Here is a 23,880-nt window from a genome sequence, read left to right as displayed (position 1 = left end):
AATACGGTTTAATACGACGTATTACAGTCGTTCCAGCACCGCGTCGGCGTCGTAGTTGAGCGTCAGTTCCCGCGAGCGGCCACGGCCCTCGACATTTGTGTAGTCGGCGTCGATGATGTCGAGCTGGTCGAGCTTGTTGATGATCTCGGAGTATCGCGTGTAGCCCAGATCCGTCTGCTCGGAGAAGGCGTCGTAGATGTCGCCGGCCTGCTGGCCGTCGTGGGCGGCGATAACCTCCACGAGCGCGGTTTCCGAGTCCGACAGCTCCCGCAGCCGGCGGGAGAGATGGACGTACTTGGACTTGTCGTAGGCCGCCTCGACATCCTCGGGTTCGACGGAGCGGGAGGCGCGCCGCTCGGCGTTCATTCCGGCCCGACGCAGGAGGTCGATGCCGACCCGGAGGTCACCCCCCTGCTCCTCAGTCAGTTCGGCGACGCGGTCAAGCACTGTGGGCCCGACGACACCTTCGTTGAACCCCCGGTCGGCGCGCTCGCCCAGAATATCTGCGATTTCGGCCTGTCCGTACGGGTTGAAATACACCTCCTCCGGGCGAAATACGGACTGGACGCGTGTATCGAGGGCGTCGATGACATCGAGTTCAAGATCCGAGGAGACGCAGATGACACCGATTTTCGCGCCGGAGTGGGCCTCGTGGGCACGCAGCAGCGAATACAGCGTGTCGCTGGCCTCGCTCTCGTAGAACAGGTAGTTCACGTCGTCGAGAGCGACGACGAGCACCTCGTCTTCCTCGACTAGTTTATCGGTAATCTGGGAAAACAGCTTCTTGAAAGAGATGCCCGAGGAGGGCGGTTCGTAGTCGAATATCTCGGCGAATAGCCGCGAGAAGACGGCATAGCGCGTCGAGTCCATCTGGCAGTTCACCCGGACGGTTTTGACATCCGTCTGGGCGGTGAGTTCATCGAACAGGATCTGGACGGCTGTCGTCTTCCCCGTGCCGGGCGGCCCGCGGGCGATGACGTTGAGCGGGCGCGACCCCCGGACGGCCGGCCGGAGCGCGTACTTCAGCGTCTCCATCTGGGTGTCCCGGTGTTTGAACGTCTCCGGGAGCCAGTCGATCTCGAAGACGTGTTCGTCCCGAAAGACGGACTCGTCCCAGCCGAGCATCCGGTCCTCGGGGTCGTCGCTCATCACTTTCACCGAGCTTCGCGGCCCACTTAACCATTTGCCACAGCTTCACCTACAGTGACAGGTCGGTGCGTCTCAGGCAGTCACTACTCGAACTTTCCGAGCAGGTCGCTGTAGAATCCATCGGCATCGTCGGTCCCATCGTCGGCGAGCTTCTCGACGATGAGTTCCGGCGTCGAGCGGGCGAGCTTTCCCTTGACCGGCGAGCGCTCGACGCGCAGTTCGCCGTTTTCCAGCCCCTTGGCCTCGATACCGTCGATGCTGATGTCGGTCTCGGCGGCCTCGCTGATGTCGCGTGCGAGGTGGGAGACGAAAATCGCCGTGGCCTGGCGCTCGCCCAGCGCTTCGAGGATGCCGGCCATGATCTTCGCGCTGGCCCCCGGCTCGGTTATCGATTCGAGTTCGTCGACGAGCACCATCACCGGGCGGTCGTCGGTCCCGGCCGCCGGCCCGTCGCCGTCCGCGGTTGCATCGTCGCCAGCCGCTGTCCCGTCCCCATCCGCTACCGTCGGCGACCGGTGGTCCACGTCCGCGACGAGATCGCCGAACTCCCGGAGCGTGGCCTCGAACGCGCCGGCGTCCAGCGTCCCCTGGGTTTTGGCGTGGTAGTGGAGTTCGGAGATCCGCCCGATGCGGGCCGACTCGGCCGGAACGGGCAGGCCCATATGTGCCAGCGTCGTCACCAGCGCCACGAGGTCCAGCGTCGAGGTCTTGCCACCGCTGTTGACCCCCGAGAGGACCGTCACGCCCTCGACGGCGTAGTCGACGGGCTCGACCTCGTCGAAGAGAACATCGAGCAGCGGGGAGCGCCCGCCCTCAATGGCGACCCCCTCAGACTCGGTAACGTCTGGCATCGTGCAGTCGAAATCATCGGCGAAGCGGGCGATCGCCAGTTCCACGTCGAGTTCCAGCGCAGCATCGACCAGCGCCGCGGCGTCGTCGCGCATCTCGGCAAGGTCGTCGGCCAGCTCCCGCTTCCGGCGGGTGGCACGCTGGTCGCGCGCCGCGGTGAGTTCCTCGCGGAGCCGGGCGACGACGTCCTCGCTGTGTTCGACGGGATAGGCGGGCTCGTCGGGGAAGGCCCGGCGCGCCGTCGCCTCCATATCCCGGAGCGCCAGCGCGTCGACGAGGTGGTCGCGGGCCTTCTCGACGGCCGCGGCGTACTCGTCGGCCAGTTCCCGCTGGAGCAACGAGTCGACGCCCGCCCCGCGTTCGACCAGCGACAGCAGGTCCGTCCCTTCGATGGTCACGTCCTGCTCCTCGATGGCCTCACGGAGGTGGTCGTTGGCGACGCTTTCTGCGGTTGAGACCGCCGCGTCGAGATCGTCGACAGCGGTGGCGAGCCGGTCGAGTTCCTCGTCGCCGCTGACGCCCCCGTCCTCGTCGAGCTGATCGAGCGCCGACAGGAGCGTCTCCAAATCACACGGCGCGTCGAGGTCGGCGACGCGGTGAACCTCAGCGGCGGCCCGTATCCGGTCGCGGTTGCGGGCGAAGAAAGTGAGTACGCGTTCCGGAACGACCGATTCGGGTTCTTCGAGCGCGTTCGGTTCTACCCGTACGTCGCCCTCGATGTCGACGCCGGCGAAGGCTTCGTCCAGCGCGACGACCGTCGAGTACGAGCGAGCGAGTTCGGCCAGCTGACGGGCGTCGTCGACGACTTCGACGCTGACTTCCGGGATCGCAGCCTGCGCGTCGGCGTAGCGCTCGGCGTCGCGGGTCGCCAGACAGCGGTCACGGACCCGCACGTCGCCGGGTTCGGCCAGGGGTTCGACGGCCGAGAGGGCGTCGAGTACTGCCGGGTCAGGCTCGCGGGTCATCGCCGACTCGGCGAACGAGCGGACCTCCTCGATGCGGCTACGGACGCCACTGGGGTAGATCGTCTCCAATCGCTTGGCGGCGTAGTCGGTTACCGTCCGGTCGGTCAGCAGCGCCAGTGCGTCCTCGTGGATCTCGCGGGCGCGTTTCGTCGCGGTGAATCCACCGGGGTCGTCGTGTTCGGCCCGGATCGCGCCGCGAGCGATGCGGGCGGCCCGACCCTCGCTGATACCCGGTGCGCGTGCGAGCGACGCCACGTCGCCGTCCCGGAGTGCCGCCTCCGGGTCGTCTAGTTCCCGGAGCGCCGCGGCTGTCTTCGGCCCGACGCCCGGAACCGATTCGAGCTCCATCTGCCCGCCCATTCGACGCCAGCGAGAAAAAACCCGTTGCCAGCGGTTCCGGCGCAGCGGAGCGGTCAATACCGCTCCGGTTCGGTCAGTCAAACACCGAACGCGAAGGCGTTTTTGCGCTCCACCGAGAAAGACGTTCCATGTCTGCTGTGTCGGAGAAGCTAGCGGCCGCCCGCGAAGACCTCAAGTCGCGAGACGGCGTGCTGATCGCCTTCTCCGGTGGGGTCGATTCGAGTGTTGTCGCCGCACTGGCGCACGACGCCCTCGGCGACGACGCCATCGCCTGTACTGCCAAGTCTGAGACGCTCCCCGCCGCCGAGCTTACTGACGCCACCCGTGTCGCCGAGGAGATCGGCATCCGCCACGAGATCGTGGAGTTCTCCGAACTCGACAGCGAGGAGTTCATCCAGAACGACGACATGCGGTGTTACCACTGCCGGTCGATGCGACTGGGCGCGATGTACGACCGCGCCCGTGAACTCGACATCGACGTGGTGTGTGACGGGACGAACGCCTCCGACGTGGGCGAGGGCCACCGCCCTGGCCTGCGTGCCGTCGAGGAACTGGACGCCTACTCGCCGTTGCTGGAACACGGCATCGAGAAAGAGGAGGTCCGGGAAATCGCTCGCGAGTACGACCTTTCGGTCGCCGACAAGCCCTCGATGGCGTGTCTCTCCTCGCGGATTCCGACCGGCCTCGAAGTGACCGAAGAACGACTCTCCCGCGTTGAGAAGGCCGAGCGCCTCCTCCGGACGTGGGGCTTCGAGCAGTTCCGCGTGCGCGACCACGACGGCCTCGCCCGGATTGAGGTCGGTGAGGAAGAACTCGAAACCGCGCTCGATCCCGACTTCGTTCGCACCGCCCGCGGCCACATTGAGGACTGCGGCTTCGACCACGTCACGCTCGACCTCCACGGGTACGAAACCGGCAGTGTGAGCCCAGAAACAGAAGAACCGGCTGAAGAAGAGGCAGAGGACGTGGTCAGCAACGTTTTCGACGCCGACTATCCGTCCGTCGACTAAGGAGTTCACGCTCGTCCGGCAGGGCTATTTCTCAGCGGCGACTATCGTTCAGTCCAGCAGCGTCCGCCAGCCGGTCATCTCCTCGCTGACCAGTGCAGGACCGTCCTCGTCCAGTCGGATTTCGTTGACCGCGCAGTTCGGCTGTGAACTCTTCGCCAGCGCCGCGTCCGGGTCGTTGTCAGTGAGTTTCGCCAGCAGGACCTTGATGACGCCGCCGTGGGTGACCACCAGCGTCGTCTCGTCGGCGTCGGTCGTCGCGATTGCCCGGTCCCACCCGGATTCGACGCGCCCGCGGAAGGCCGGGATGCTTTCGCCGCCCTCCGGGGCCGCATCGAGCGAGATGACGCTCGCGTCCCGGTCGTGGCCGGGGAACTCATCGAGCAGTTCCTCCGCATACAGGCCCTGCATGGTCCCGAAACCGCGCTCACGCCACTCGGTGTCGAACTCGGGGTCAGGTAACCCACCGTAGCCGTCGTCTGCTGCGGTGGCCGTCTCGCGGGTGCGCCGGAGATCCGAGGCGAAGACCCGGTCGACGCCGTGGCGCTCGTCGAGCCACGTTCCGAGTGCTGTGGCCTGCTTCTGTCCCTGCTCGGTTAGCCGACTCGGAGCCCACCCCTGAATGCGCCCGTCGCGGTTCCACGTCGTCTCGCCGTGTCGGGCGACAAGTAGGGTTCCCATCTTATTCACCCCGGTTTCGCCAGCGTGCGACGGCGATCGTCCCCTCGTAGAGGAGGACGAGGCCGGCAGCGACGGCGATTGCGGCATTTCTCGGGAGGCTGAACTGGTTGATGAGGCGGAACAGCGTCGGGTCGGGGCTGCCGAGGTATCCGACGACGATGGCGACGGCCCACACCGGCAGGCGGGCAGCCCGGAACCCGCGCCAGAGTTTGACCGAGCCGTAGTAGTTCTTGTTCACGTACGCCAGCGCCTCGAACAGGGCGATCATCCCGCCGCCGACGAGCATCGGCGTGGCGTTCCCGAGGCCGACGGCTGCCAGCGTCTCAGTGACTGTGGCTGGCAATTGCTCGTAATAGCCTGTCGGGACCGGTGCAGGGCTGAGGACGTAGCCAGCAATACCGGCGGTCAGCCACGCGACCGGACGGCGCGCGGCGAGGTCGTCCGCCGTCGGGACCGGCGACGTGCTGCCGGTCCAGCGAAGGAGCAGCAGGGTGCCCTCGAACAGGCCGATCATTGTCACGGCGACCATGAGCGGGGCCATCCCGGTCGGGTCCGGGCTGAACAGGAACGCCACGGCGGCGAAGCCACCCCAGAAGTACAGCCGCCGGTCCTGCAGCCACTGGCGGGTCGTCACGCCCATCATCACCGCGAGCATCACGAACAGCGGGATCTGGAAGATGAGCGCGAACAGCCCGAGCATCAGAATGATGAGGTTGAACGTCTCGCTCAGGCCGAACGCGAGGTCGGCTGCGCGGTCGGAGTAGGTAATGAAGTAATCGAACATCGCCCGCAGCACGGCGAAGTACGCGAAGCCGACGCCGACGGCTGCAAGCACGAGGCTCGTCGGAACCGCGGCCAGGTAGTAGCGTCGCTCGCGGGGGTACAGCCCCGGTCGCATGAACAGGTACGTCTCGTAGACGAACACCGGCAAGGCGGCGATAAAGCCGACCAGCGAGGACACTTTCAGCCGTGCCAGAATGAGTGCGAGCGGGTTGTACACGTTCGGACAGTCAGCGCCATCGACGACGCTGCCGTCGGCGTTCGTCGCGACCCGGCCGCAGGCCTCGGCCGGCCCGTCGAGGAACGAGTACCACAGGAAGTTGATGAGTTCGTCGGAGTACGGCAAGGCGATGACGGCAACCACGGCCATTACGCCGACGACGACGAACAGCCGCATCGCCATCTCCTCGACGTGGTCGGCCAGGGGCATCTCCTCGTCGTCGGGTGCGCCCTCGTCGACGATGTCGTCATCCGGGTCGTAGGTGGGTGCGTTCCCGCCGCCGGTCGTCGGTGCGGCACCGCCGGCACCGGCCGGTGACGGCGTCGACTTGCCCCAGTCGGTCGGAACGTCCGCCGGCACAGCGGCGGCAACGTCCGACGCGTCGCGGTCGAACAGCCCGTCGCTGGCTTCGCCTTCAGTCGGCGCGGCGTGTGAGCCGATAGTACTCTCGTCGCCGCCAGCGGGTGCGGGTCCGGGACCCGTCACGTCGTCCGTCTCCCGATTGGCATCGGCCGCAGCCACGGGGTCTGTCGGGAGTGACGAATCGTCGGACTCGTCGTCGGACGGTAGTGGCGGCTCATCGGGCCCGCGCCGCTCGTCGTCTGCGTCACCGTCCTCCATCTGTCCCGGGCTTAGACGGTGGGTGTTGTAAACTTTCTTTTCGAGCAGTGGCTGTCACCGGGATGAATAAATTGATAACGCCCACTGGGCTAGGCACAGAGAAGATGGCGAGTGCTATCGACGAGGACACCGTCCAGACGGTCCAGAGCGGGCGCGCGACGCTCGGCGCGATGCTTCGCTCAGCGCAGGTGCACCTCCAGAAGGTGTTCATCGTCTTCGTCATCGGGATGATCGGCACGATCATGGGACTGCAGTACGGCGTCTGGGACACGCTGCGTGCCGATCTCCTGTACTCGCAGATGGACCTCACCACGCAGGAGGCCACGAGCATCGTCGCGGTCACGCCGTTCGACGTCATCCTCCTGCAGGTGAAAATCGGAGCCGTCATCGGGATTCTCATGTCGCTGCCGCTGTTGATCTACTTCGGCCGCGACGGGCTCCGCCAGCGCGGCTGGTGGCCAGCCGAACACATCCCGACCTGGAAGGGCGCGCTGTTCGTCAGCATAAGCCTGGGCCTGTTTTTCGGCGGTGTCGCCTACGCCTACGAACTGTTCTTCCCGCTGATGTTCAACTTCCTCGCCGGGGACGCGTTCAAGGCTGGCTTCACGCCGCAGTACTCCATCGTCAAGTGGTTCCAGTTCGTCTTCCTGCTGGCCGTCTCCTTCGGACTCGCCGCCCAGTTGCCGCTGGTGATGACGGTGCTTTCCTACACCGAAATCGTTCCCTACGAGACGTTCCGGGACAAGTGGCGCTACGCGGTGATGGGGATTTTCGCCTTCGGTGCGCTGTTCTCGCCGCCGGACCCCTTTACGCAGATCATGTGGGCCGCGCCGCTGTGTGGCCTCTACGGGATCAGTCTCGCGCTGGCGAAACTCGCGATGCTGGTCAGGCGCTCCGGTGACCTCGTCAGTACCAGTACCGTCGCCCGTGGGCACTGGAACACGATTCTCGGCGGTGCAGTGCTGAGCGGCGGTGTGGTGTACTACATCCTGGCGACACCGGCGTTCCAGTACATCCAGCAGTTCGCCGAGATATTCCCGTCCGACCGGCTCACTGGCGACATTCAGCCGCCGGCGCTGTTCGGGCTCCCCGTCGAAAGTACGGCACTGCTCATTGCTGCCGGCTTCGGTGTCATCGGTGCTGTCGTCGTCCTGTACTACCACGTTCTGACCGCACTGTCAGAGAAAGCCGGTCCCGGTCAGGTCGGTGACCCGACGGCCATCGACATTGGCGAACTCAACGCCTCGGCCGTCGAGGTCGCGCCCCCCGAGGTGTTCGAGGAGATGACCGAGGACGAGGCACTTGCCCACGCCGACCGCGCTCTTGCGGACGACAACAAGGAGAAAGCACAGGCCGTCCTCGACCGCTGGGACATGGCCCACGAGGACGACCCGGAGGACGAGGGTGACGCCGCAGAGGGAGTGGACGGGACCGCCGAAGCGGACGAGGAAGACGCAGGCGTGTTCACCTCGACGACCGCCGGCATGGTCGACGCCTTCACCGAGGACGAGACCACTGAAGACGAGATCGGCGGCTACTACTACGACATCCAGTTCATCCTCAGTGCGCTGGCCTCCCGGGCGTTCGTGATTCTTGGCATCTTCGGCGCGGTGCTCTCCGCCGCGTTCCTGTTCCTCTATCAGGGCGGTATCGGGTCGATACAGCGGACGTTCGTCAGCCGGCTTCCGCCGGAGATGGCAGCCGACGTGAGCATCGTCACACTCCACCCCGTGGAGCACCTCGTGTTCATCGTCAAGTTCTCGACGATACTCGGAGCCGTCTCCATCATCCCCGTGGTGCTGTACTTCGCATGGCCGGCGATGCGCGAGCGCGGCCTCGTCATCGGGAACCGCAATATCCTCGGCGTCTGGGGCGGGACGCTGTTCGCCGCACTCATCGGCGGAAGCCTGCTCGGGTTCCTCTACGTGGCCCCGATGACCATCTCCTGGATCGCCTACGACCAGCTGAACTCGAACATGGTCATCGCCTACCGAGTAAGCAAGTTCGGCTGGCTCGTGTTCTTCCTTACCGTCGGGATCGGCCTGCTAGCGGAGATCCCGGTGACGATGTTCCTGTTCCACAAAGGCGGAATCGTCCCGTTCCGCCTGATGTACGAGCGCTGGCGGGAGGTCGTCATCGCCATCGTCGCCCTCTCGGCGATTCTCTCGCCCAGCGGCATCTTCACGATGTTCATCGTCGGCATTCCGACGGCACTGGCGTACATGCTCGGCCTCGGCATCCTCTGGGTGTACACGCTCGGCGGCCGGCGGACGGCGAACCGGCGCAGCGAACCGGCCGACTGATAGCTGTTCGCGGAGACGAGTCGGGGAGTGTTATTCGACGATGATCGCGCCACCGTCCAAGTCGTGGAACGCGCAATGATACTCGTAGCGGCCCGTAACCTCGATAACAACCCCGCGAGACGCTCCTCTACTGGCCGAAATCTGGGATTTTCCTCCATCCAGCCTGTCGTGAGTGCAGTAGCTCTTGTGATGCCCGGAGACCGCCTGCGAGCCGATACGTCCGGTCGGCAAACCGCAGTGGCTAAGCATATGCTCGATATATTCCCCAGATATGCCCAAGATAAGCGTCGAAGTCCCGGCCGAACTACTGAACGACATCGACAAGCACGTCGGCGAGGACGGGAAGTTCGTCAATCGAAGCGAAGCCATCCGCGCCTCAGTACGAAAGACCCTTGACATGCTCGACGACATCGATGAACGGCAGGGACGACTCGACGATGAGCAGTGAGCGGTCGGAGGCGGTGCGCGTCGGGCTCGTCGCGCTGTTCGTGACGGCGCTGGTCACCTCGCAAGTGACCGCTTCGAAGCTGCTCGCGTTCTCGCTGCCGTTTTCGCTTCCGCTTGCTGGGTCGACGCTCGTCCTGCCCGGGGCCGCGCTGGCCTACGCGCTGACGTTCTTCGCCTCCGACTGCTACGCAGAGCTGTACGGCCGTCGGGCCGCAACGGTCGTCGTCAACGTTGGCTTCGTTATGAACTTCATTCTGCTGGCGCTGATCTGGAGCACGATTCTCGCCCCCGGACTCCCGCAGGCGAATCAGCCGGTCGACCTTGCGGCTTTCCAGAACGTGCTCGGGGCCAGCACGGCCATCGTCGTCGCCAGCCTGTCGGCCTATGTCGTGAGTCAGAACTGGGACGTGTTCGTCTTCCACTGGCTCAGGGACCGAACGGACGGTGAGAAGCTCTGGCTCCGCAATATCGGCTCGACAGCCACCAGCCAGCTCATCGACACGATCATCTTCGTCGGCGTCGGCTTCGTCCTGTTTCAGGGCGTCCCGCCGGCCGAGGCGTTGGTTCTCATTGTGGGCCAGTACCTGCTGAAACTCGCTATCGCCGTCGTGGATACGCCCTTTGTTTACGCCGTCGTCGGCTTCGCCCGACGAAACGACATCGGCGGCCCGACCCCAGCGCGAGCCGACTGAGAAGGACCCTCAGCGACTTATTCGACCGGTTCGGCGAACGCGTACCGCGGTTTCACGTCGTCGATTCGGACCTCGACGGTCTGGCCGTCTTCGACGCCGCTGACGAACACGGTGAAGTTCTCGACCTTTGCGATACCGTCGCCCTCCTCGCCGATGTCCTCGATAGTGACTTCGACGATGTCACCCTCGCGGACCGGCCCAGTCAGGCGGTGTTTCGCAACCAAATATAGCTCCGAGGAGGAGTCACGGGAGGCGTCGGGGCGGACCTCGCGGACGTACTCGAACTCCGGTTCGATGTCGGCGATGAGGTCATCGAGGTCCTGTCCGTCGAACACCTTCGCACAGAAGTCCCCGCCGGCGTCGAGTAGGTCCGTCGCCACTTCGAAGGCCTGCCGGACAAGGTGGACCGACCGGGCGTGGTCGAGGTCGTACTGGCCGGTCATGTTCGGGGCCATATCGGAGATGACAACGTCGACCGGGCCGCCGCTGCCGTCGCTCTCACCGACGATCTCACGGATCTCGTCTTTCGTGCTGTCTTCGGTCATGTCGCCGCGGACGTACTCGACGGTCGGCTCGGGATCTTCTAGGTCATCGATTGTCTGGCGGTCGACACCGACGAGCGTGCCGCGTTCGCCGATGCGCTCGGCCGCGACCTGCATCCAGCCGCCGGGGGCGGCCCCGAGGTCGACGACAGTACGGCCCTCGCCGAGGAGGCCAGCCGTGTCATCCAGCTGCTGGAGCTTGTAGGCCGACCGCGCGCGATACCCCTCCTGCTTCGCTCTGTTGTAGTAGTCGTCTTTGCCCGACATAGTTACCTCACACCGCGTCTGTCTCGAACGCCCAAGGGCGGCGAAATCGCAGTCATAATGAGAGGAAGGCGGTCAGCGCTGAAATGGATGCCGACTCGGAGTTTCCGGTCACCACTGCATGACGGCCGCTGTCAGTTGTTCCGATGGATATCGACAGTTTCCAGGACTACATTACCACCGGCCCGAACACGTTCAGTGCCGTTCTTACCGCGCAAGAACGCGTCTCAGCGGCTGAGATTTGCCGGCCCCCTATATACAGGTCACGCGCTGAGTCCCATCTGTAGGAAGTGACCTCCCAATGTCAACCATTCCGACGGCGACGCGGAGGCGGGTGTTAGAAGCCCTGGGCGTCGGCACGGCCGCACTTGCGGGCTGTGCCAGCGCACCGGGCGCAAAAGAGCAAGCGACCGAAGCGGAGACGACCCCACAGGAGCCAGCTATGAACGGCGCACAACAGACTGACGTCGACCGTATCGCCGCGGACCCGACCGCGATCCCGGACCCCATCGACCGGTCGGAACCAAAGACCGTGTCGGTCGAGATGACCACCAAAGAGCAGGTCGCCGAGGTCGAGCCGGGCGTCACCTACACGTACATGACCTTTGGCGGCCAGATTCCCGGCCCGATGATCCGGGTTCGCCGGGGCGACACAGTCGAACTCACCATCACGAACGAGAAGGGGAACTCGATGCCCCACAACATCGACCTCCACGCCGTCCGCGGCCCCGGGGGCGGTGCCGAGGCGTCGATGGTCACGCCGGGCCAGACCAAGACGTTCCGCTTCAAGGCCACCTACCCCGGCGCGTTCATCTACCACTGTGCCGTCCCGAACCTCGATATGCACATCTCCTCGGGGATGTTCGGGATGATACTCGTCGAGCCGAAGGAAGGGTTTCCGGAAGTGGATCACGAGTTCTACTTCGGCCAGCACGAGCTGTACACCACCGGCGAGGCGGGCGAGAAGGGGCACCACGACTTCGATATGGAGGCGATGGCGGCCGAAGATCCGACCTACGTCCTGATGAACGGCGAGAAGTACGCCATCACGCCGGACCGATACGGCTCGCCGAGCATCTCGGTCGGCGATACCGCCCGCGTGTTCTTCGTGACCGGGGGACCGAACCTCGACTCCAGTTTCCACCCCATCGGGTCCGTCTGGGACGAGGTCTGGCAGCAGGGTGCTATCGCCGGACCGCCGAACAAGTACGTCCAGACCACGCCGGTCAAGCCGGGGTCCTGTGCCATCGCGACCCTCCACGCCGAGGTGCCCGGCCCGATCAAACTGGTCGACCACGCGCTCTCCCGGGTGGCCCGCAAGGGCATGATGGCCGTCATCAACCGCGAAGGGTCGGCAAACCCCGACGTGTTCGAACCGGGGGCCTGACCGCTTCGCCGGAGTAACGCTGTGCACTGCCGCTTCGTGTTCTGATCGGTCACTCGATAGCCGGTATCGCTCGTAACCGCTGCCCCGTCCGCGGTCGCTCGCGCGCACGCGGTTTCAATGAGGGACTTTTTAATGGATGGGGGCATAGTCCGGTTCAAGATGTTCAACGCCATCGTGAGCGCAGACACGCTCCAGGCGACTCTCGACTCTGTGAGCGTGCTGGTGGACGAGTGCAAGATCCACCTCGAAGAAGACGGGCTGGAAATCCGGGCAGTCGACCCGGCAAACGTTGGAATGGTCGACCTGCGACTCGACGCGGCGGCGTTCGAGTCCTACGAGACTGACGGTGGACTCATCGGCGTCAATCTCTCCCGCCTCGAAGACATCGCCGGCATGGCCGACGCTGGCCAGCTCGTCCACCTCGATCTCGACGAGGAGACGCGGAAACTCCACATCTCTATCGACGGCCTCGAATACACCCTCGCGCTGATCGACCCCGACTCCATCCGGCAGGAGCCCGACCTCCCGGATCTGGACCTCTCGGCGAATATCGTTATCGAGGGGAAAGACATCGACCGGTCGGTCACCGCCGCGGACATGGTCAGCGACCACATCGCGCTGGGTGTCGACGCCACAGAGGAACTGTTCTACGTCGACGCCGAGGGCGACACGGACGACGTCCACCTCGAACTCACTCGCGACGACCTCATCGACCTCACCCCCGGGGACGCCCACTCGCTGTTCTCGCTGGATTACCTGAAGAACATGAACAAGGCCATCCCGAAAGACGCCGAAGTCGAGATGGAACTCGGCGAGGAGTTCCCGGTCAAGATGCACTTCAGCTTCGCCGAGGGGCAGGGCAGAGTCACGTACATGCTCGCGCCGCGCATCCAGAGCGAATAACGACAGATGCCGTCCGCGCCGCCGGTTCCGGCCACCGACTGGCTGCCAGACGACTCCGAGACGGAGACGCTCTCGCTCCCAGACGGTCGGCGGCTGGCGTACGCCACCTACGGCGACGCCGACGGCTATCCAGTTCTCTTCTGTCACGGCACCCCCGGATCACACGTCATCGCACGGCTGCTCGCTGCACCGGCCCGTGAGCGCGGCGTGTCCCTCATCGCCCCGGACCGGCCGGGCATCGGAAACTCGGAAGACGCTTCCGTCACGCTCGACGACTGGCCGGACGACGCCGCGCATCTCCTGTCCCATCTCGACATCGACGCAGCCAGTGCCGTCGGTTTCTCCGGCGGCGGCCCGTTCGCGCTGGCCTGTCACCGACTGCCAGAGATAGAGCGAATCGCGCTGTTGGGTAGCAGCGGCCCGCCGTCAGTCGGCGCGACGGGGCGCGTCCAGCAGGTCGTTGGGGCACTCTCCCGACACGCTCCGTGGGCGCTCGGGCGACTTTTCCGACTGCAGCGATGGTTCGCCGTCCGCAGGGACCCGTCCTACGCTGTCGGGTTCGTTGCCGAGGAGACACCGGAGACAGACACCCTGGCAGCCGGCGAGGTGGCGCGAATCGTCCGCGCCGATATGCTCACGTCAATGGCACGCGGCCCGAGCGGGATCATCCGCGAACAGCGACTGCTCTCACAGCCGTGGCCGTTTGCCCTCGAAGACATTTCGGTGCCGGTTAGCGTGTTTCAGGGGCAAAACGACGCCAACGTCGCCCCGTCCACGGGGCGCGCTCTCGCACAGCGGCTTCCGGACGCTTCGTTTGAAACCGTCGACAGCGACCATCTCGGTACATTGACAGCTGCTGGCAGCGATGCGCTGGCCGCCGTACAGCGTCGCACGCGCGTCTGACGTAGCGTTTTGTGGGTCGGGTGCCAACGGGCCGGTATGGAGAACCTCGGGGACGCGTACAGCGACCGGCGGTGGGAGGGCCGTGACCCTCGCCGCGTCGTTGCCGGCGCGACCCTGGGTGGTGTCGGCGCGCTGACGGTGGTCGTCGCGATACTTCTGGTGACGACGCCGCTGTCGGCAGTCGTCGGCGCAACTGAACCCCACGCCGCCGAGAAACTCGGCGGGACGCTGGGCGGCCTTGGTATTCCCGCGATGTTCCTGAGCGTCGTCGCCGTGCTCCCTTCGAGCCGCCGGGAGCAGGGCGGTGTCGGCGTCGGCGCGTTCCTCTGTCTGGTCGGTGTAGGGCTGTTTCAAACGGCGTATCCCTACAACTGGACCGTCGGTGCGCAGACGCTGGCGTTCGAGACAACGATGGCGTACTTCATCGGGACGTGTGTGGCGTTCTGGTTCGTCTTCACTGCCATGGCGAGCTTCCGACGACGGAACAACCCCCATGGCACGGTGAAACTCGAGATTTCACACAAAGGAGAAACCAAGACCGTCGAAGTGTCTCCGAAGGAATACAGGCGCTACACGCAGGCGGTTCGCGGCGACGGCGGCACGACCGACGAGGTCATTCAGGAACTGGAGTCACGAATCGAAGACTGAACGCTACTCGGCAGCCGTTGTTTCGTTGCCGCGCTGGTCCGACTCCGTCAGCGAGTCGCGCTCGGTTGTCTCGGTTTTCGTCGTCCCGGTTTCGGTCTCCTCGTCGTCATTGTCACTGTCCGCGGCAGCATCTGCATCCGCATCGCTGCCGACTTCCTCGACCTCAACATCCCTACCGGCAACCCCGCTCTCAGAGATGACCGGCAGGAGGTTGTAGCCGCCGTTGCCCTTCTTGACGACGTTGATGTCGAAGACGAAGTCGACTGATTCACCAGCGACGACTTCGAACGGCTTGGTCAGCTGGAGCTTCTCGCTCGGGATCTTTACGTCGACCGACTCGCCGTCGACGACCCCGTCAACGGATTCGGCGTACAGTTCGATCTTGCTGTAGCGGCCCGCTTCGAGTTCGCCATCGAGGACGCCGATGGCCTTGTCACCGAGGACTTTGGTGAGGTCGACGGTTGCGCCGTCGAGGTCACGAACCTCGAAGCCGCTGTCGCCTCCGTCGGCTTTCTCATTCTCTTCCTCGTCCTCGTCTTCCTCCTCATCCGCAGTGCCGTCATCGTCCGCTGTCGCGGTCGGCTCGGCTGTGTCCGTCTCAGTTGCGTCGGCCGTGACCGTTTCCGTCGATCCGGTTTCGGTCGCGTCGTCGCTTTCGTCCGTCTCCTCGCTGTCTTTCGCGTGGAAGATGCGAGCCTTCGAGAACGATACGTCCAGCGAGTCGAAGTCACCGATAGCCGCGGGCTGGTCGCTGATCAGTAGCCGGAACGTCCCGACGGTTCCGCCGACGTCCGTCATTTCGTCCTCGTCGGTGGAGACGCCGTCACTGGTTCCGTCACCGCTGGTCCCGTCGGATCCGCCTGAATCGCTCGACCCGGAACAGCCGGCGAGGAGACCGACGCTGACGCCAGCGCCTGTCGCGATGAACCGTCGCCGTCTCATTGGCCCCACCCCGCGCCGTGGGTCGCCATCGCTACTGTCGCTGCTGGTGTGTACGTAGTCATTCCATGATGTGGGATGGTGGTAGCCCGTATATGCCCCGCGATAGGTCAAATCGATGTACGCCTGTTTGAACGGAATGAACGGTCTGGCTGTATCTGAACGGTTTTACCCCCGTCGCTCCACGTCCTGATAATGGCAAACTCGAACGCGAAGGGCGACCGCCGCGAGCGCGAACTGGTCAACGCACTCGACGAGGCGGGCTTTGCGGTGATGCGCGCGCCGGCAAGCGGCAGCGCGACCGAGCGGGAACTGCCGGACGTGCTCTCGGGCGACGGCGAGACCTTCTACGCTATCGAGGCGAAGTCCAGCGCCGGTGACCCCATCTATCTCACCGGTGAGGAGGTCGAGGCGCTGCTGTTTTTCGCCCGGAACTTCGGCGCGAAACCGCGTATCGGTGTCCGATTCGACCGCGAGGACTGGTACTTTTTCCACCCGGCGGACCTCCACACGACCGACGGCGGTAACTACCGCGTCAAGAAGGAGACGGCCCTCTCTGACGGGACTGACTTCGATGAGTTCGTGGGTAACTCCGAGAAGGTCACGCTGGACGAGGTGGGCGACGACGGCCCGGACCAGAGCGTGCTGGACGTGCTGTCGGCCTTCGAGCGTGGCGATCTTGACAAGGAGGAGGCCGCGGCAATGCTGGAGTAGCGGTTCGCAAGCGTTCGGTTACTAGGTCCCGCTGCCGACGAGTTCGGCGTCCTCGACGCGGCGGAGGCGCGACAGGGGAAAGGCGTATTCTCGCGGCTCGGTCGCGCTGACGGCATCCGAGAGATACGTCGCCAGCATCACGAGGTCATCGGGCGGGTAGCCGTCGTTGGTGTCGTAGTCGGCGACCGTTTCGTCGGTCGCCTCAATGGTCCAGTCATCGGCCGATGTGTCGGTGACAGCCGTAACGACGAGTCTGTCACCCGTCTCGCGATCACGCACGATGTCGCCGGTTTCCAGTCGGCAGTGCCCACAGAGGTGTGGCGTCCGTGCGTCCGCGGCGACGAAGGTGACGGTCCCACAGGCGTCACAGGTCGCCCGGTCCTTGCCTGGCGGTGCGACCCGACGAGCAGTGATTTCGAGGGCGACGCGCCGGAGGTGTTTGCAGTGCTCGCCGCGGATGCGGTTGTCGGGACAGGAGCAGGCGTGCTGTGCGATGTCGACGAGGTACGTGCTGTCGCTCTCCGTCGTCACGGCGTACGTGCTGCCCGCTCGCGGGCGAACGGCCATGCGCTCGGTCCAAGCGCGGGCGGCCCGGGCCGGGAGGGAACGGAGGTCCGGTGCAAGTGCGGTACTCTGCCGGTCGGCTGTTGGCTCGATGAGCGTCATAGGTGCGGACGCGGCTGTATTTTCCAATGCGTCCAGTTGAAACGTAGGTGCTACACGGTCCTAAATGGCTCGGCCAGCGGGCTCCAGCGCTTCGATACCCTTTTTGCCGGCCCTGTGAAATCGCAGAGCATGGATATCGAGCGGGAGACGCTCCTGCAAATCGTCATCTCGGCGGTCGCCGTCGTGCTGTTCGTCGGCGCAACTGTTACGGCCTCACAGATGTATCTGAGTGGGTCAACCGTAGAGGCAACGGGCGGCTATGCACTCATCGGCGCAATCGGGCTGTTCGTCGTCTTCATGACCGCTGCCGGCCTCTGGCTCGAACGCCAGCAGTTCTAGGCGTCGGCCTCTTCGTCGCCCTCGTCCTCACGCCAGTCGACCAGTTCCTCCTCGTCGGTGTCGTCTAACTTCTGCTCGTAGTAGCCCATCGGGTGAGAAATCGTCTCACAGAGATCGTCCATGTTGACACAGTCGCCGTAGGACTGCATGGTCGAACACGCCGGCGTCGAGTACTCTGTCGGGCTAGTATCCCCGCGGATGTGGTCGACCTGATAGCGGGTCGCCTCCTCGCCGAAGCCAGGATTGACCTGAAACAGGTCGACAATCTCGTCCGTCGTCATCCCGATGCCGACGAGGAAGGTCGCAATAGCAAACCGGGAGTGGTGTTCGAGGTGTTCGCCCTTCTGCACCTGGTCGAGAAGCGACTTCATGCAGGGCGGGAACAGTTCCGGAACGACAGTGTCGATCTCGCGGGTGAGTTCCAGTTCCGAGAGGACTTCTTCCAAGCGGTCGACCTCCTCCGTCAGTTCGTCGGCGATGGCGTCGGGAACGGTGAACGGCAGGCCGTCAGTGACCCGATGGCGAATCGCCTGTTTCAACAGGACATTCAGTTCCTCGGCGGTGACCCTGACCTCGCCGTCGGTCAGTGGCCGATTGACCAGCCGCCAGGAATCGCCCCGTTGATCGGCCGCCAGGTCGAGATACGCGCCGACCTCGACGTGGTACCCGTCGCCGGCGTCGCTGACAGCGCTCGCGAGGTCGAACTCCGCAAGCAGTTCCGTGCGATCCAGCGTCTCGCGCTGGGTCGATTTCAGCTCCGTCGTCGTTTCGAACTCCTCGGTGAACCGGTCGTACGCTGCCTCGGCCTCCGCCTGCGCGTACTTCCGGGTGCAGATGTGCACGTCGACGAGCGACACCAGCACGCGGGCGACCGGGTACGAAAGCAGTTCGACGCGGGTCCGTCGGTGTGGCTCTCCGACAGTCCCGTCCGTGATTGCCGATTCGACCCGCTCCAGCGCGCGCGCCGTGACCGTCTCGTCCGTGGCGACGATCTCGCCCAAGTCCACCGCCGCGGCTTCGACAGCCTCCCGCGACCGCGCCAGAAAGGGGTAGCGTGCGTGGAGCGGTTCCATTGCCACCACCTTTCGGATGGGAGCGAATAAAATTGCCGTCACCGGGACGATCGGTGTCGGATTCCCGACAACGAGGGCGGCCAGACTGTGGGGCTATACATATAGAGGTGGCCCGGCGACGGGTGAATACAGCTAGTAGACAGACGGATGCCCGCCACTCGCTATTGGTGAAGTGTGGTAAGGACGCGCGGGTCGGCGACGGCACCCGGTCCGGTCGGGCAACTGGACCAGTGCGGTCATTCGCGACGAGGGAACTGCCAAACGACACACGGAACACACCGATGACGCACGAGCACGACACCGATTCACAAGAGGGCATCAGAGCGACGTTCGAAGAGTACGATGTTGGCGTGGATACGGTCGCCCACATCGGCGACCCGGCGAACCCATCTGCGTGGATTCAGTCGACAGTTTTCGTCGACGTAAACGAGTAGGGCTAATCAACGGTCGGTCGGCGACACCAACGAAGTAAGCAGTTCTGCGTCTGTGTGAAGCGGTTACCCTGCCCGCTACGGGTATGTGATTTTCTGTCAAAGCTACGACAACATTTACACCACGGAGAGCGACCGTGTCGGTATGGTCCCCCTGTGGAGGTGTTTGTGCGATGAGTGACGCCGCCGCCCAATCCGAACGGTTCACCGAGGGCGCGCTGCTGTGGCCACTCCTGACGCTTGCCGCGCCGCTCGTCACAACCCAGCTCCTGCAGACGGTGTACAACCTCACGGACACGTTCTGGGTCCTCCGGCTTGGTAACGACGCGATGGCCGCGCTGTCGTACTCTTGGCCCGTCGTCTTTCTGCTCATCAGTGTCGGCGGCGGCATGACCGCAGCGGGGACCATCCTCGTCTCGCAGAACACCGGCGCAGAGAACGAGGGGCGCGTGAACTTCGTCGCCGGCCAGACGCTTGGCTTCGTGACCCTGCTGTCGGTCGTCCTCTCGATAGTTGGCTTCCTGCTGACACCGACGCTCCTCTCACTGCTGGGCAGCCAGCCCGGGACCGGGGTACACGCAATGGCGGTGTCGTACACCCGCATCGTCTTCCTCGGTCTGTGGTTCATGTTCGGCTTCTTCGTCTTTCAGGCACTGCTCCGGGGCTGGGGCGACACCAAGACGCCGATGTACCTGATGACCGGGAGCGTCGCCCTCAATGTCGTCATCGACCCGGTGTTCATCCTCGGGTTCACCGACAACCCCCTGTTCGGCTGGCTCGGCCTGGAATCACTGGCTGCGTGGCTCTACGCTCACACCGGTTTCGAGGGGATGGGCGTCGCCGGGGCGGCAGTCGCGACGGTTGGTTCCCGCGGTCTCGCCGCACTGGCGGGCTTCTGGCTCCTGTTCAGCGGCCAGGTCGGAATCACGCCCTCGATATCGGCGCTGCGACCGCGGCTGGCACCCGTGCGGAAAATCGTCCGTATCGGCGCGCCGGTCAGCGTCGAGCGGAGCACACAGGCCCTGTCGGTGACGCTGATGACCGTACTGATCGCACTCGTCGGCGACAACGCCGTCGCCGCATACGGTGTCGGGAGCCGGTTTACCACCATCGTCTGGCTTCCGATGGTCGGCATGGCAATGGCCGTCGAAACCGTCGTCGGACAGAACCTCGGCGCGGGATGCCGTGACCGTGCCACGCGGGTCGTCTATCACGCAAGCGCGATCCTCGTCGGGGCGTTCCTAGTCGTCAGCGTCGTCGCGACGCTGTATGCCCGCCCCATCGTCGGCCTGTTTGTCGGCACGAGCAGCGGTCCTGTCGCCGACCACGTGGTGACGTTCATTCACATCGTCGCACCCACCTACGCCGTGATGGGCGTCTTCCACATGATGAACGGTGCGTTCCACGGCGCTGGCGCGACCCGGCTCTCCATGGTTCTGGGGCTGACAGCGCTATGGGGCTTCCGCGCCGCGCTGGCAGGCGTCCTCATCGCTGTCGCCGGCCTCGGTGCGGTCGGTGCGTGGTACGGTATCGCCGCCTCGAACGTCGTTTCGACGCTAGCTGCGACCGTTTGCTTCCTGCACGGCGGCTGGCTGGGCGACTCACTGGCGACCGATGAGGAAGAACCGGCCACCACAGCCGAGGCCGACACAGCATCGGACGCCGAATCACCGGCCGAGGACGAGGGGACAGCGGTGTAACGCCCGCTCGTTCAATCGGTCGGGGTGGGCAACCCGTCGCCGGGAAGTGGAAACCGACGTGTTGTGCCAACTCAGAGAGAGCGCTGTACCGTTTCCGTGGTGCTCCGGATCACAGTCTCGGGCGGGACGTCTTCGGTCACAGTGGTCCCGGCCCCGACGACGGCGTTTTCGCCGACCGTGACACCCGGGAGGACCACCGCGCCAGCGCCGACGAAAGCCCCGTTCTCGATGACTATCTCGTCGAACGTGTCGTTCTGGAACTCCATGCCGGCGTCGGTGAGGTCGTGGGTTACGCCGACAATAGAGGCGTTAGGCCCAATCTGGACGGAATCGCCGACCGTTGCATTCTCGACGTAGACGTTTGCGTTGATATCAGTCGGGCCGTGGATGGTCGCCTTCTTGATCGAGGCCCCCTCGTAAATCTGGACGCCGTCGTCTATCTCGGCGTCGTGGATGGTCACGTATTCTCGAATCTCGACGGTTCCTAGCGTCGCATTCTCAAGCTGCGCGGTCTCGTGAACAGCCATACTCGGACATCAGCGCCGACCGTAATCATCGTGGTGTCGAAAGCCGAGTGTTTGCGCCTCGACTCACGAAAGCCACCCGCTCGGTTGTTCCGTGTCAATTCCGTGGGTCGCCGCTCGCAGTTTGGCGACCTCTCGCTCCGCTCGGGGGTCACCCTACGTCTCAAGGCTTCACCGTTCGACCTGTTAGTGGTTCTCGCTCCGCTCGAACCACTCTATGTCCTCCACGGGTCGCTTCGCTTCCCGTTCCGGTGCGAGATTCTTCGCACCGCTCAGAATCTCGCTACTGCTCGCGGTTCCCTTCGGTCACCGCTGCGCGTCTGGCGGGCCGCTTCCTGCGGTCGCGCCCCGCCCTACGTCCCGTGCTGCCAGGAATCCATGTACTCGGCCTGCGTATCGGTCAGCGAATCGAATTCGACGCCCTCGGCGTCGAGTTTGATCTCCGCGACCTCCTTGTCGAGTCGGTCCGGGACAGCGTGGACGCCAGCCTCGTAGTCATCGCCGTTCTCGACCAGTTCGCGGACGCAGACGGCCTGCACGCCGAAGCTCTGGTCCATCACCTCGACGGGGTGGCCCAGTGCGATGGGCGTCGCGAGGTTGACCAGACGACCCTCGGCCAGCACGTTCAGGCGGCGGCCGTCGGCCATCTCGTAGGCCTGAACGCCGTCGCGGGCCTCGTACGTGTCGACGGCGAGGTCCGACAGGGCGTCGAGGTCGACCTCCACGTCGAAGTGACCGGCGTTGGCGAGCAGGACGCCGTCCTGCATCGCCTCAAAGTGCTCCTCGACGATGACGTCACGGTTGCCGGTCGTCGTGATGAACACGTCGCCCTCGGCAGCGGCTTCGGCCATCGGTTTGACTTCATAGCCCTCCATGTGCGCTTCGAGCGCGCGGCGGGGTTCGACTTCGGTGACGATCACGTCGGCGTTCTGGCCGCTGGCTTTCTTCGCGACACCTTTGCCGCAGTCACCGTACCCGGAGACGACGACAGTCTTGCCGGCCCACGAGAGGTTCGTCGTCATCGCAATCGAGGCCAGTGAGGATTCGCCGGTGCCGTGGACGTTGTCGAACAGGCGCTTCATCGGCGTGTCGTTGACCGCGAACACAGGGTAGTCGAGTTCGCCGTCCTCGTCCATCGCGCGCAGTCGGTGGACGCCGGTTGTTGTCTCCTCTGCCCCGCCGATGATGGTGTCGATGAGTTCCGGATAGTCCTCGTGGATGGCCGCGACGAGGTCCATCCCGTCGTCGACGGTGATGGTCGGCTTGTGGCCGATGACAGCCTCGATAGCCTCGTAGTACTCCTCGTCGTCGACGCCGCGCTCGGCGTAGGAGGTGATGCCGTCGACGGCGTCGAGTGCAGCACTCACATCGTCGTGGGTCGAGAGCGGATTACAGCCGGTGATGGCGACTTCCGCGCCACCGACCGCGAGGATTTCCGCGAGGACGGCGGTCTTGGCTTCGACGTGCATCGCCATGCCGATGCGTTCACCGGCGAAAGGCTGCTCGGTCTCGAACTCCTCGCGGAGCGCGCCGCAGATGGGCATGTGCTGGATGGCCCAGTCCATCTTCCGGCGGCCGGAGTCGCGAGCCTCGTCGAGGTCGTCAAGTCGCTCGGAAATAGGCGTCGTCATGCCACGATAGAGGAAGAGAGTTCCTAAAACGCTACCGAAGCCGCTCAGTTACCGCGGTCGTCCGGCGGGCCGGCGTCGTCCGGACGGCCGCGGTCGCCGTCGTCATCGTCGTCGCTATCGTTGTCGTCGTCAGCATCGTCGTCCTCATCTTGCTCTTCGGTCTCGTCTTCTACCGCGTCTTCCGTCTCGTCTTCCGGTTCCTCGGTTTCGTTTTCGTCGTCTTCAGTCTCGTTCTCCACGTCGTCGTCATCGCGGTCCTCGGGCGGCCCAGCGTCTTCGGGCGGACCACGACGGTCGTCGTCCGTCTCGTTTTCGTCATCAGTTTCGTTCTCCGCGTCATCGCTGTCCGGACCGCGGTCTTCGGGCGGTCCGGCGTCCTCGGGCGGGCCGCGGCGGTCGTCTGTCTCGTTTTCAGTCTCGTTCTCGTCGTCACCGAAGATGTCCGCCGGCGGACCCTGTCGTTCGCTGGGGTGGGTCTCGTTGTCCTCGGACTCGTTCTCACCAGTGACGTGTGCGGGCGGGCCGGCGTGGTCCGGCGCGTTGCCGGGGTTGTTCGCCGTCACGAAGCTGGCGACGGCCGGGCCGATACCGCCAGTCCGGTTCTCGTCGCTCAACAGGTCGTTCACGTAGGCCGATACTTCGAGTCCGAAGGTGTCGAACTCGGTCACGTTGGTGACGTTCGTCGGCGCGACGGTCAGGTCCGCCGTCGTCGTTGCGGTGTGATTGTCGGCCGTCGCCGTCACGTCGACCGTCACGTTCTGCTCGGGGGCGGGCAGTCCAACCGTCCCATTGCTGTCGGTGGTGTAGTTGCCGGTTCCGGCGTAGGAGGTGTTGTCAGCCGTCGCCACGGCAACTGAGGCGTTCTCGACGCCCGTCTCGTTCTGTGTGACTGATACCGTCGCGCTGCCGTCGTCAGCCTGTGCGACACCGACCGCGAGGGTGTTCCCCGCGCCAGTGTTGCCGGCCGAGTCCGCAGCGGCCGCCAGACCCGGACCGACGGCCAGCAAGGTCAGTCCGACAGCGGCGTACAGTGCGAAGAGTTTGGTGCGCATCGTAGCCAATTGGTTCGCCGAGAGAGCGATAAACACCCCCTCTCGTTCATCCCGTTCAGGCAGTTTGCGCGTTCAAAAATACCGGCTGAG

General features: G+C 64.7%; 23 protein-coding genes. 12 read left to right on the top strand and 11 right to left on the bottom strand.

Annotation, left to right across the window (positions count from 1 at the left end):
* Nucleotides 1-21 precede the first annotated feature (21 nt).
* Nucleotides 22-1,149 (bottom strand): ORC1-type DNA replication protein, encoded by a 1,128-nt coding sequence (locus ACYJ11_RS07450; protein WP_058993328.1) that lies wholly within the window; start codon nt 1,147-1,149, stop codon nt 22-24.
* Nucleotides 1,150-1,232: 83 nt separating this feature from the next.
* Nucleotides 1,233-3,311 (bottom strand): helix-hairpin-helix domain-containing protein, encoded by a 2,079-nt coding sequence (locus tag ACYJ11_RS07445; RefSeq protein WP_461647294.1) that lies wholly within the window; start codon nt 3,309-3,311, stop codon nt 1,233-1,235.
* Nucleotides 3,312-3,451: 140 nt separating this feature from the next.
* Here ACYJ11_RS07445 and larE point away from each other — a divergent pair, with 140 nt between their 5' ends.
* Nucleotides 3,452-4,333, top strand: coding sequence for an ATP-dependent sacrificial sulfur transferase LarE (larE, locus tag ACYJ11_RS07440; protein WP_461647293.1), 882 nt, complete (start codon nt 3,452-3,454; stop codon nt 4,331-4,333).
* A gap of 48 nt (nt 4,334-4,381) precedes the next feature.
* Here the strand turns inward: larE and ACYJ11_RS07435 are convergent, their stop codons facing one another.
* Nucleotides 4,382-5,011 (bottom strand): histidine phosphatase family protein, encoded by a 630-nt coding sequence (locus ACYJ11_RS07435; RefSeq protein WP_461647292.1) that lies wholly within the window; start codon nt 5,009-5,011, stop codon nt 4,382-4,384.
* Between the two features lies 1 nt (nt 5,012).
* Entirely contained in the window at nt 5,013-6,632 is a 1,620-nt protein-coding gene (gene tatC, locus ACYJ11_RS07430; protein WP_461647291.1) for a twin-arginine translocase subunit TatC, read from the bottom strand.
* Nucleotides 6,633-6,736: 104 nt separating this feature from the next.
* On the opposite strand from tatC, the gene ACYJ11_RS07425 reads away from it, so the two are divergent.
* The 3 genes from ACYJ11_RS07425 to ACYJ11_RS07415 all read left to right on the top strand — a co-directional run bounded on the left by ACYJ11_RS07425 (nt 6,737) and on the right by ACYJ11_RS07415 (nt 10,074).
* On the top strand, nt 6,737-8,935 hold the full coding sequence (locus tag ACYJ11_RS07425) for a twin-arginine translocase subunit TatC (RefSeq protein ID WP_461647290.1): 2,199 nt from the start codon (nt 6,737-6,739) through the stop codon (nt 8,933-8,935).
* A 271-nt stretch (nt 8,936-9,206) separates the two neighbouring features.
* Complete coding sequence (locus ACYJ11_RS07420) at nt 9,207-9,383, top strand: ribbon-helix-helix domain-containing protein (RefSeq protein ID WP_004516031.1); 177 nt, start codon at nt 9,207-9,209, stop codon at nt 9,381-9,383.
* Nucleotides 9,373-10,074, top strand: a complete 702-nt coding sequence (locus tag ACYJ11_RS07415) for a queuosine precursor transporter (protein WP_188975943.1) — start codon at nt 9,373-9,375, stop codon at nt 10,072-10,074. Before ACYJ11_RS07420 ends, ACYJ11_RS07415 begins: the two co-directional genes overlap by 11 nt.
* A 17-nt stretch (nt 10,075-10,091) precedes the next feature.
* Here the strand turns inward: ACYJ11_RS07415 and ACYJ11_RS07410 are convergent, their stop codons facing one another.
* Nucleotides 10,092-10,883, bottom strand: a complete 792-nt coding sequence (locus ACYJ11_RS07410) for a 23S rRNA (uridine(2552)-2'-O)-methyltransferase (protein WP_421640603.1) — start codon at nt 10,881-10,883, stop codon at nt 10,092-10,094.
* A 298-nt stretch (nt 10,884-11,181) separates the two neighbouring features.
* On the opposite strand from ACYJ11_RS07410, the gene nirK reads away from it, so the two are divergent.
* The 4 genes from nirK to ACYJ11_RS07390 all read left to right on the top strand — a co-directional run bounded on the left by nirK (nt 11,182) and on the right by ACYJ11_RS07390 (nt 14,721).
* The gene (gene nirK, locus ACYJ11_RS07405; RefSeq protein WP_461647289.1) at nt 11,182-12,267 is read left to right on the top strand and encodes a copper-containing nitrite reductase; all 1,086 of its coding nucleotides are present in this window, start codon (nt 11,182-11,184) and stop codon (nt 12,265-12,267) included.
* A gap of 159 nt (nt 12,268-12,426) precedes the next feature.
* Nucleotides 12,427-13,170 carry a DNA polymerase sliding clamp gene (locus ACYJ11_RS07400; RefSeq protein WP_004516027.1) on the top strand — a complete coding sequence of 248 codons (744 nt, stop codon included), beginning with the start codon at nt 12,427-12,429 and terminating at the stop codon, nt 13,168-13,170.
* Nucleotides 13,171-13,176: 6 nt separating this feature from the next.
* Complete coding sequence (locus ACYJ11_RS07395; protein ID WP_461647288.1) at nt 13,177-14,073, top strand: alpha/beta fold hydrolase; 897 nt, start codon at nt 13,177-13,179, stop codon at nt 14,071-14,073.
* 36 nt (nt 14,074-14,109) lie between these two features.
* The gene (locus ACYJ11_RS07390; protein ID WP_461647287.1) at nt 14,110-14,721 is read left to right on the top strand and encodes a DUF7139 domain-containing protein; all 612 of its coding nucleotides are present in this window, start codon (nt 14,110-14,112) and stop codon (nt 14,719-14,721) included.
* A 3-nt stretch (nt 14,722-14,724) separates the two neighbouring features.
* Here the strand turns inward: ACYJ11_RS07390 and ACYJ11_RS07385 are convergent, their stop codons facing one another.
* Nucleotides 14,725-15,663: a DUF4382 domain-containing protein gene (locus ACYJ11_RS07385; RefSeq protein WP_461647286.1), complete on the bottom strand. Its 939-nt coding sequence runs from the start codon at nt 15,661-15,663 to the stop codon at nt 14,725-14,727.
* A 192-nt stretch (nt 15,664-15,855) separates the two neighbouring features.
* On the opposite strand from ACYJ11_RS07385, the gene hjc reads away from it, so the two are divergent.
* A complete protein-coding gene (gene hjc / locus ACYJ11_RS07380; protein ID WP_151101239.1) occupies nt 15,856-16,374 on the top strand; it encodes a Holliday junction resolvase Hjc in 519 nt (172 codons plus the stop codon).
* A 21-nt stretch (nt 16,375-16,395) separates the two neighbouring features.
* On the opposite strand, the gene ACYJ11_RS07375 is transcribed toward hjc, so the two are convergent.
* Entirely contained in the window at nt 16,396-17,040 is a 645-nt protein-coding gene (locus tag ACYJ11_RS07375; protein ID WP_461647285.1) for an SWIM zinc finger family protein, read from the bottom strand.
* Nucleotides 17,041-17,169: 129 nt separating this feature from the next.
* On the opposite strand from ACYJ11_RS07375, the gene ACYJ11_RS07370 reads away from it, so the two are divergent.
* Nucleotides 17,170-17,379, top strand: coding sequence for a DUF7472 family protein (locus tag ACYJ11_RS07370; RefSeq protein WP_004590143.1), 210 nt, complete (start codon nt 17,170-17,172; stop codon nt 17,377-17,379).
* Here ACYJ11_RS07370 and priL read toward each other — a convergent pair.
* Nucleotides 17,376-18,452 carry a DNA primase regulatory subunit PriL gene (gene priL / locus ACYJ11_RS07365; protein ID WP_461647284.1) on the bottom strand — a complete coding sequence of 359 codons (1,077 nt, stop codon included), beginning with the start codon at nt 18,450-18,452 and terminating at the stop codon, nt 17,376-17,378. The genes ACYJ11_RS07370 and priL overlap by 4 nt on opposite strands.
* 281 nt (nt 18,453-18,733) lie before the next feature.
* Here priL and ACYJ11_RS07360 point away from each other — a divergent pair, with 281 nt between their 5' ends.
* Nucleotides 18,734-18,886 carry a hypothetical protein gene (locus ACYJ11_RS07360; protein WP_461647283.1) on the top strand — a complete coding sequence of 51 codons (153 nt, stop codon included), beginning with the start codon at nt 18,734-18,736 and terminating at the stop codon, nt 18,884-18,886.
* 170 nt (nt 18,887-19,056) lie between these two features.
* Nucleotides 19,057-20,583 (top strand): MATE family efflux transporter, encoded by a 1,527-nt coding sequence (locus ACYJ11_RS07355; protein ID WP_461647282.1) that lies wholly within the window; start codon nt 19,057-19,059, stop codon nt 20,581-20,583.
* Between the two features lie 71 nt (nt 20,584-20,654).
* Here the strand turns inward: ACYJ11_RS07355 and ACYJ11_RS07350 are convergent, their stop codons facing one another.
* From ACYJ11_RS07350 to ACYJ11_RS07340, 3 genes are all read right to left on the bottom strand, one after another.
* On the bottom strand, nt 20,655-21,110 hold the full coding sequence (locus ACYJ11_RS07350) for an acyltransferase (RefSeq protein WP_461647281.1): 456 nt from the start codon (nt 21,108-21,110) through the stop codon (nt 20,655-20,657).
* A 350-nt stretch (nt 21,111-21,460) separates the two neighbouring features.
* Nucleotides 21,461-22,738: an adenosylhomocysteinase gene (locus ACYJ11_RS07345; RefSeq protein WP_461647280.1), complete on the bottom strand. Its 1,278-nt coding sequence runs from the start codon at nt 22,736-22,738 to the stop codon at nt 21,461-21,463.
* A 44-nt stretch (nt 22,739-22,782) separates the two neighbouring features.
* Complete coding sequence (locus ACYJ11_RS07340) at nt 22,783-23,790, bottom strand: hypothetical protein (RefSeq protein ID WP_461647279.1); 1,008 nt, start codon at nt 23,788-23,790, stop codon at nt 22,783-22,785.
* Nucleotides 23,791-23,880 lie beyond the last annotated feature (90 nt).

Source organism: Haloarcula sp. H-GB5 (assembly GCF_054850705.1).
Note: the sequence above shows the minus strand (reverse complement) of the source record. Positions and strands in the feature narration are given on the sequence as shown.

What these genes read in the sequence shown, in the direction of transcription:
- ACYJ11_RS07450 (WP_058993328.1), bottom strand. Translation starts at nt 1,149, where the DNA reads ATGAGCGACGACCCCGAGGACCGGATGCTCGGCTGGGACGAGTCCGTC.
- ACYJ11_RS07340 (WP_461647279.1), bottom strand. Translation starts at nt 23,790, where the DNA reads ATGCGCACCAAACTCTTCGCACTGTACGCCGCTGTCGGACTGACCTTG.
- ACYJ11_RS07400 (WP_004516027.1), top strand. Translation starts at nt 12,427, where the DNA reads ATGTTCAACGCCATCGTGAGCGCAGACACGCTCCAGGCGACTCTCGAC.
- ACYJ11_RS07435 (WP_461647292.1), bottom strand. Translation starts at nt 5,011, where the DNA reads ATGGGAACCCTACTTGTCGCCCGACACGGCGAGACGACGTGGAACCGC.
- ACYJ11_RS07355 (WP_461647282.1), top strand. Translation starts at nt 19,057, where the DNA reads ATGAGTGACGCCGCCGCCCAATCCGAACGGTTCACCGAGGGCGCGCTG.
- tatC (WP_461647291.1), bottom strand. Translation starts at nt 6,632, where the DNA reads ATGGAGGACGGTGACGCAGACGACGAGCGGCGCGGGCCCGATGAGCCG.
- ACYJ11_RS07345 (WP_461647280.1), bottom strand. Translation starts at nt 22,738, where the DNA reads ATGACGACGCCTATTTCCGAGCGACTTGACGACCTCGACGAGGCTCGC.
- ACYJ11_RS07390 (WP_461647287.1), top strand. Translation starts at nt 14,110, where the DNA reads ATGGAGAACCTCGGGGACGCGTACAGCGACCGGCGGTGGGAGGGCCGT.
- ACYJ11_RS07360 (WP_461647283.1), top strand. Translation starts at nt 18,734, where the DNA reads ATGACGCACGAGCACGACACCGATTCACAAGAGGGCATCAGAGCGACG.
- ACYJ11_RS07375 (WP_461647285.1), bottom strand. Translation starts at nt 17,040, where the DNA reads ATGACGCTCATCGAGCCAACAGCCGACCGGCAGAGTACCGCACTTGCA.
- ACYJ11_RS07415 (WP_188975943.1), top strand. Translation starts at nt 9,373, where the DNA reads ATGAGCAGTGAGCGGTCGGAGGCGGTGCGCGTCGGGCTCGTCGCGCTG.
- nirK (WP_461647289.1), top strand. Translation starts at nt 11,182, where the DNA reads ATGTCAACCATTCCGACGGCGACGCGGAGGCGGGTGTTAGAAGCCCTG.
- ACYJ11_RS07425 (WP_461647290.1), top strand. Translation starts at nt 6,737, where the DNA reads ATGGCGAGTGCTATCGACGAGGACACCGTCCAGACGGTCCAGAGCGGG.
- ACYJ11_RS07420 (WP_004516031.1), top strand. Translation starts at nt 9,207, where the DNA reads ATGCCCAAGATAAGCGTCGAAGTCCCGGCCGAACTACTGAACGACATC.
- ACYJ11_RS07395 (WP_461647288.1), top strand. Translation starts at nt 13,177, where the DNA reads ATGCCGTCCGCGCCGCCGGTTCCGGCCACCGACTGGCTGCCAGACGAC.
- ACYJ11_RS07370 (WP_004590143.1), top strand. Translation starts at nt 17,170, where the DNA reads ATGGATATCGAGCGGGAGACGCTCCTGCAAATCGTCATCTCGGCGGTC.
- ACYJ11_RS07350 (WP_461647281.1), bottom strand. Translation starts at nt 21,110, where the DNA reads ATGGCTGTTCACGAGACCGCGCAGCTTGAGAATGCGACGCTAGGAACC.
- hjc (WP_151101239.1), top strand. Translation starts at nt 15,856, where the DNA reads ATGGCAAACTCGAACGCGAAGGGCGACCGCCGCGAGCGCGAACTGGTC.
- ACYJ11_RS07385 (WP_461647286.1), bottom strand. Translation starts at nt 15,663, where the DNA reads ATGAGACGGCGACGGTTCATCGCGACAGGCGCTGGCGTCAGCGTCGGT.
- ACYJ11_RS07445 (WP_461647294.1), bottom strand. Translation starts at nt 3,311, where the DNA reads ATGGAGCTCGAATCGGTTCCGGGCGTCGGGCCGAAGACAGCCGCGGCG.
- priL (WP_461647284.1), bottom strand. Translation starts at nt 18,452, where the DNA reads ATGGAACCGCTCCACGCACGCTACCCCTTTCTGGCGCGGTCGCGGGAG.
- ACYJ11_RS07410 (WP_421640603.1), bottom strand. Translation starts at nt 10,883, where the DNA reads ATGTCGGGCAAAGACGACTACTACAACAGAGCGAAGCAGGAGGGGTAT.
- larE (WP_461647293.1), top strand. Translation starts at nt 3,452, where the DNA reads ATGTCTGCTGTGTCGGAGAAGCTAGCGGCCGCCCGCGAAGACCTCAAG.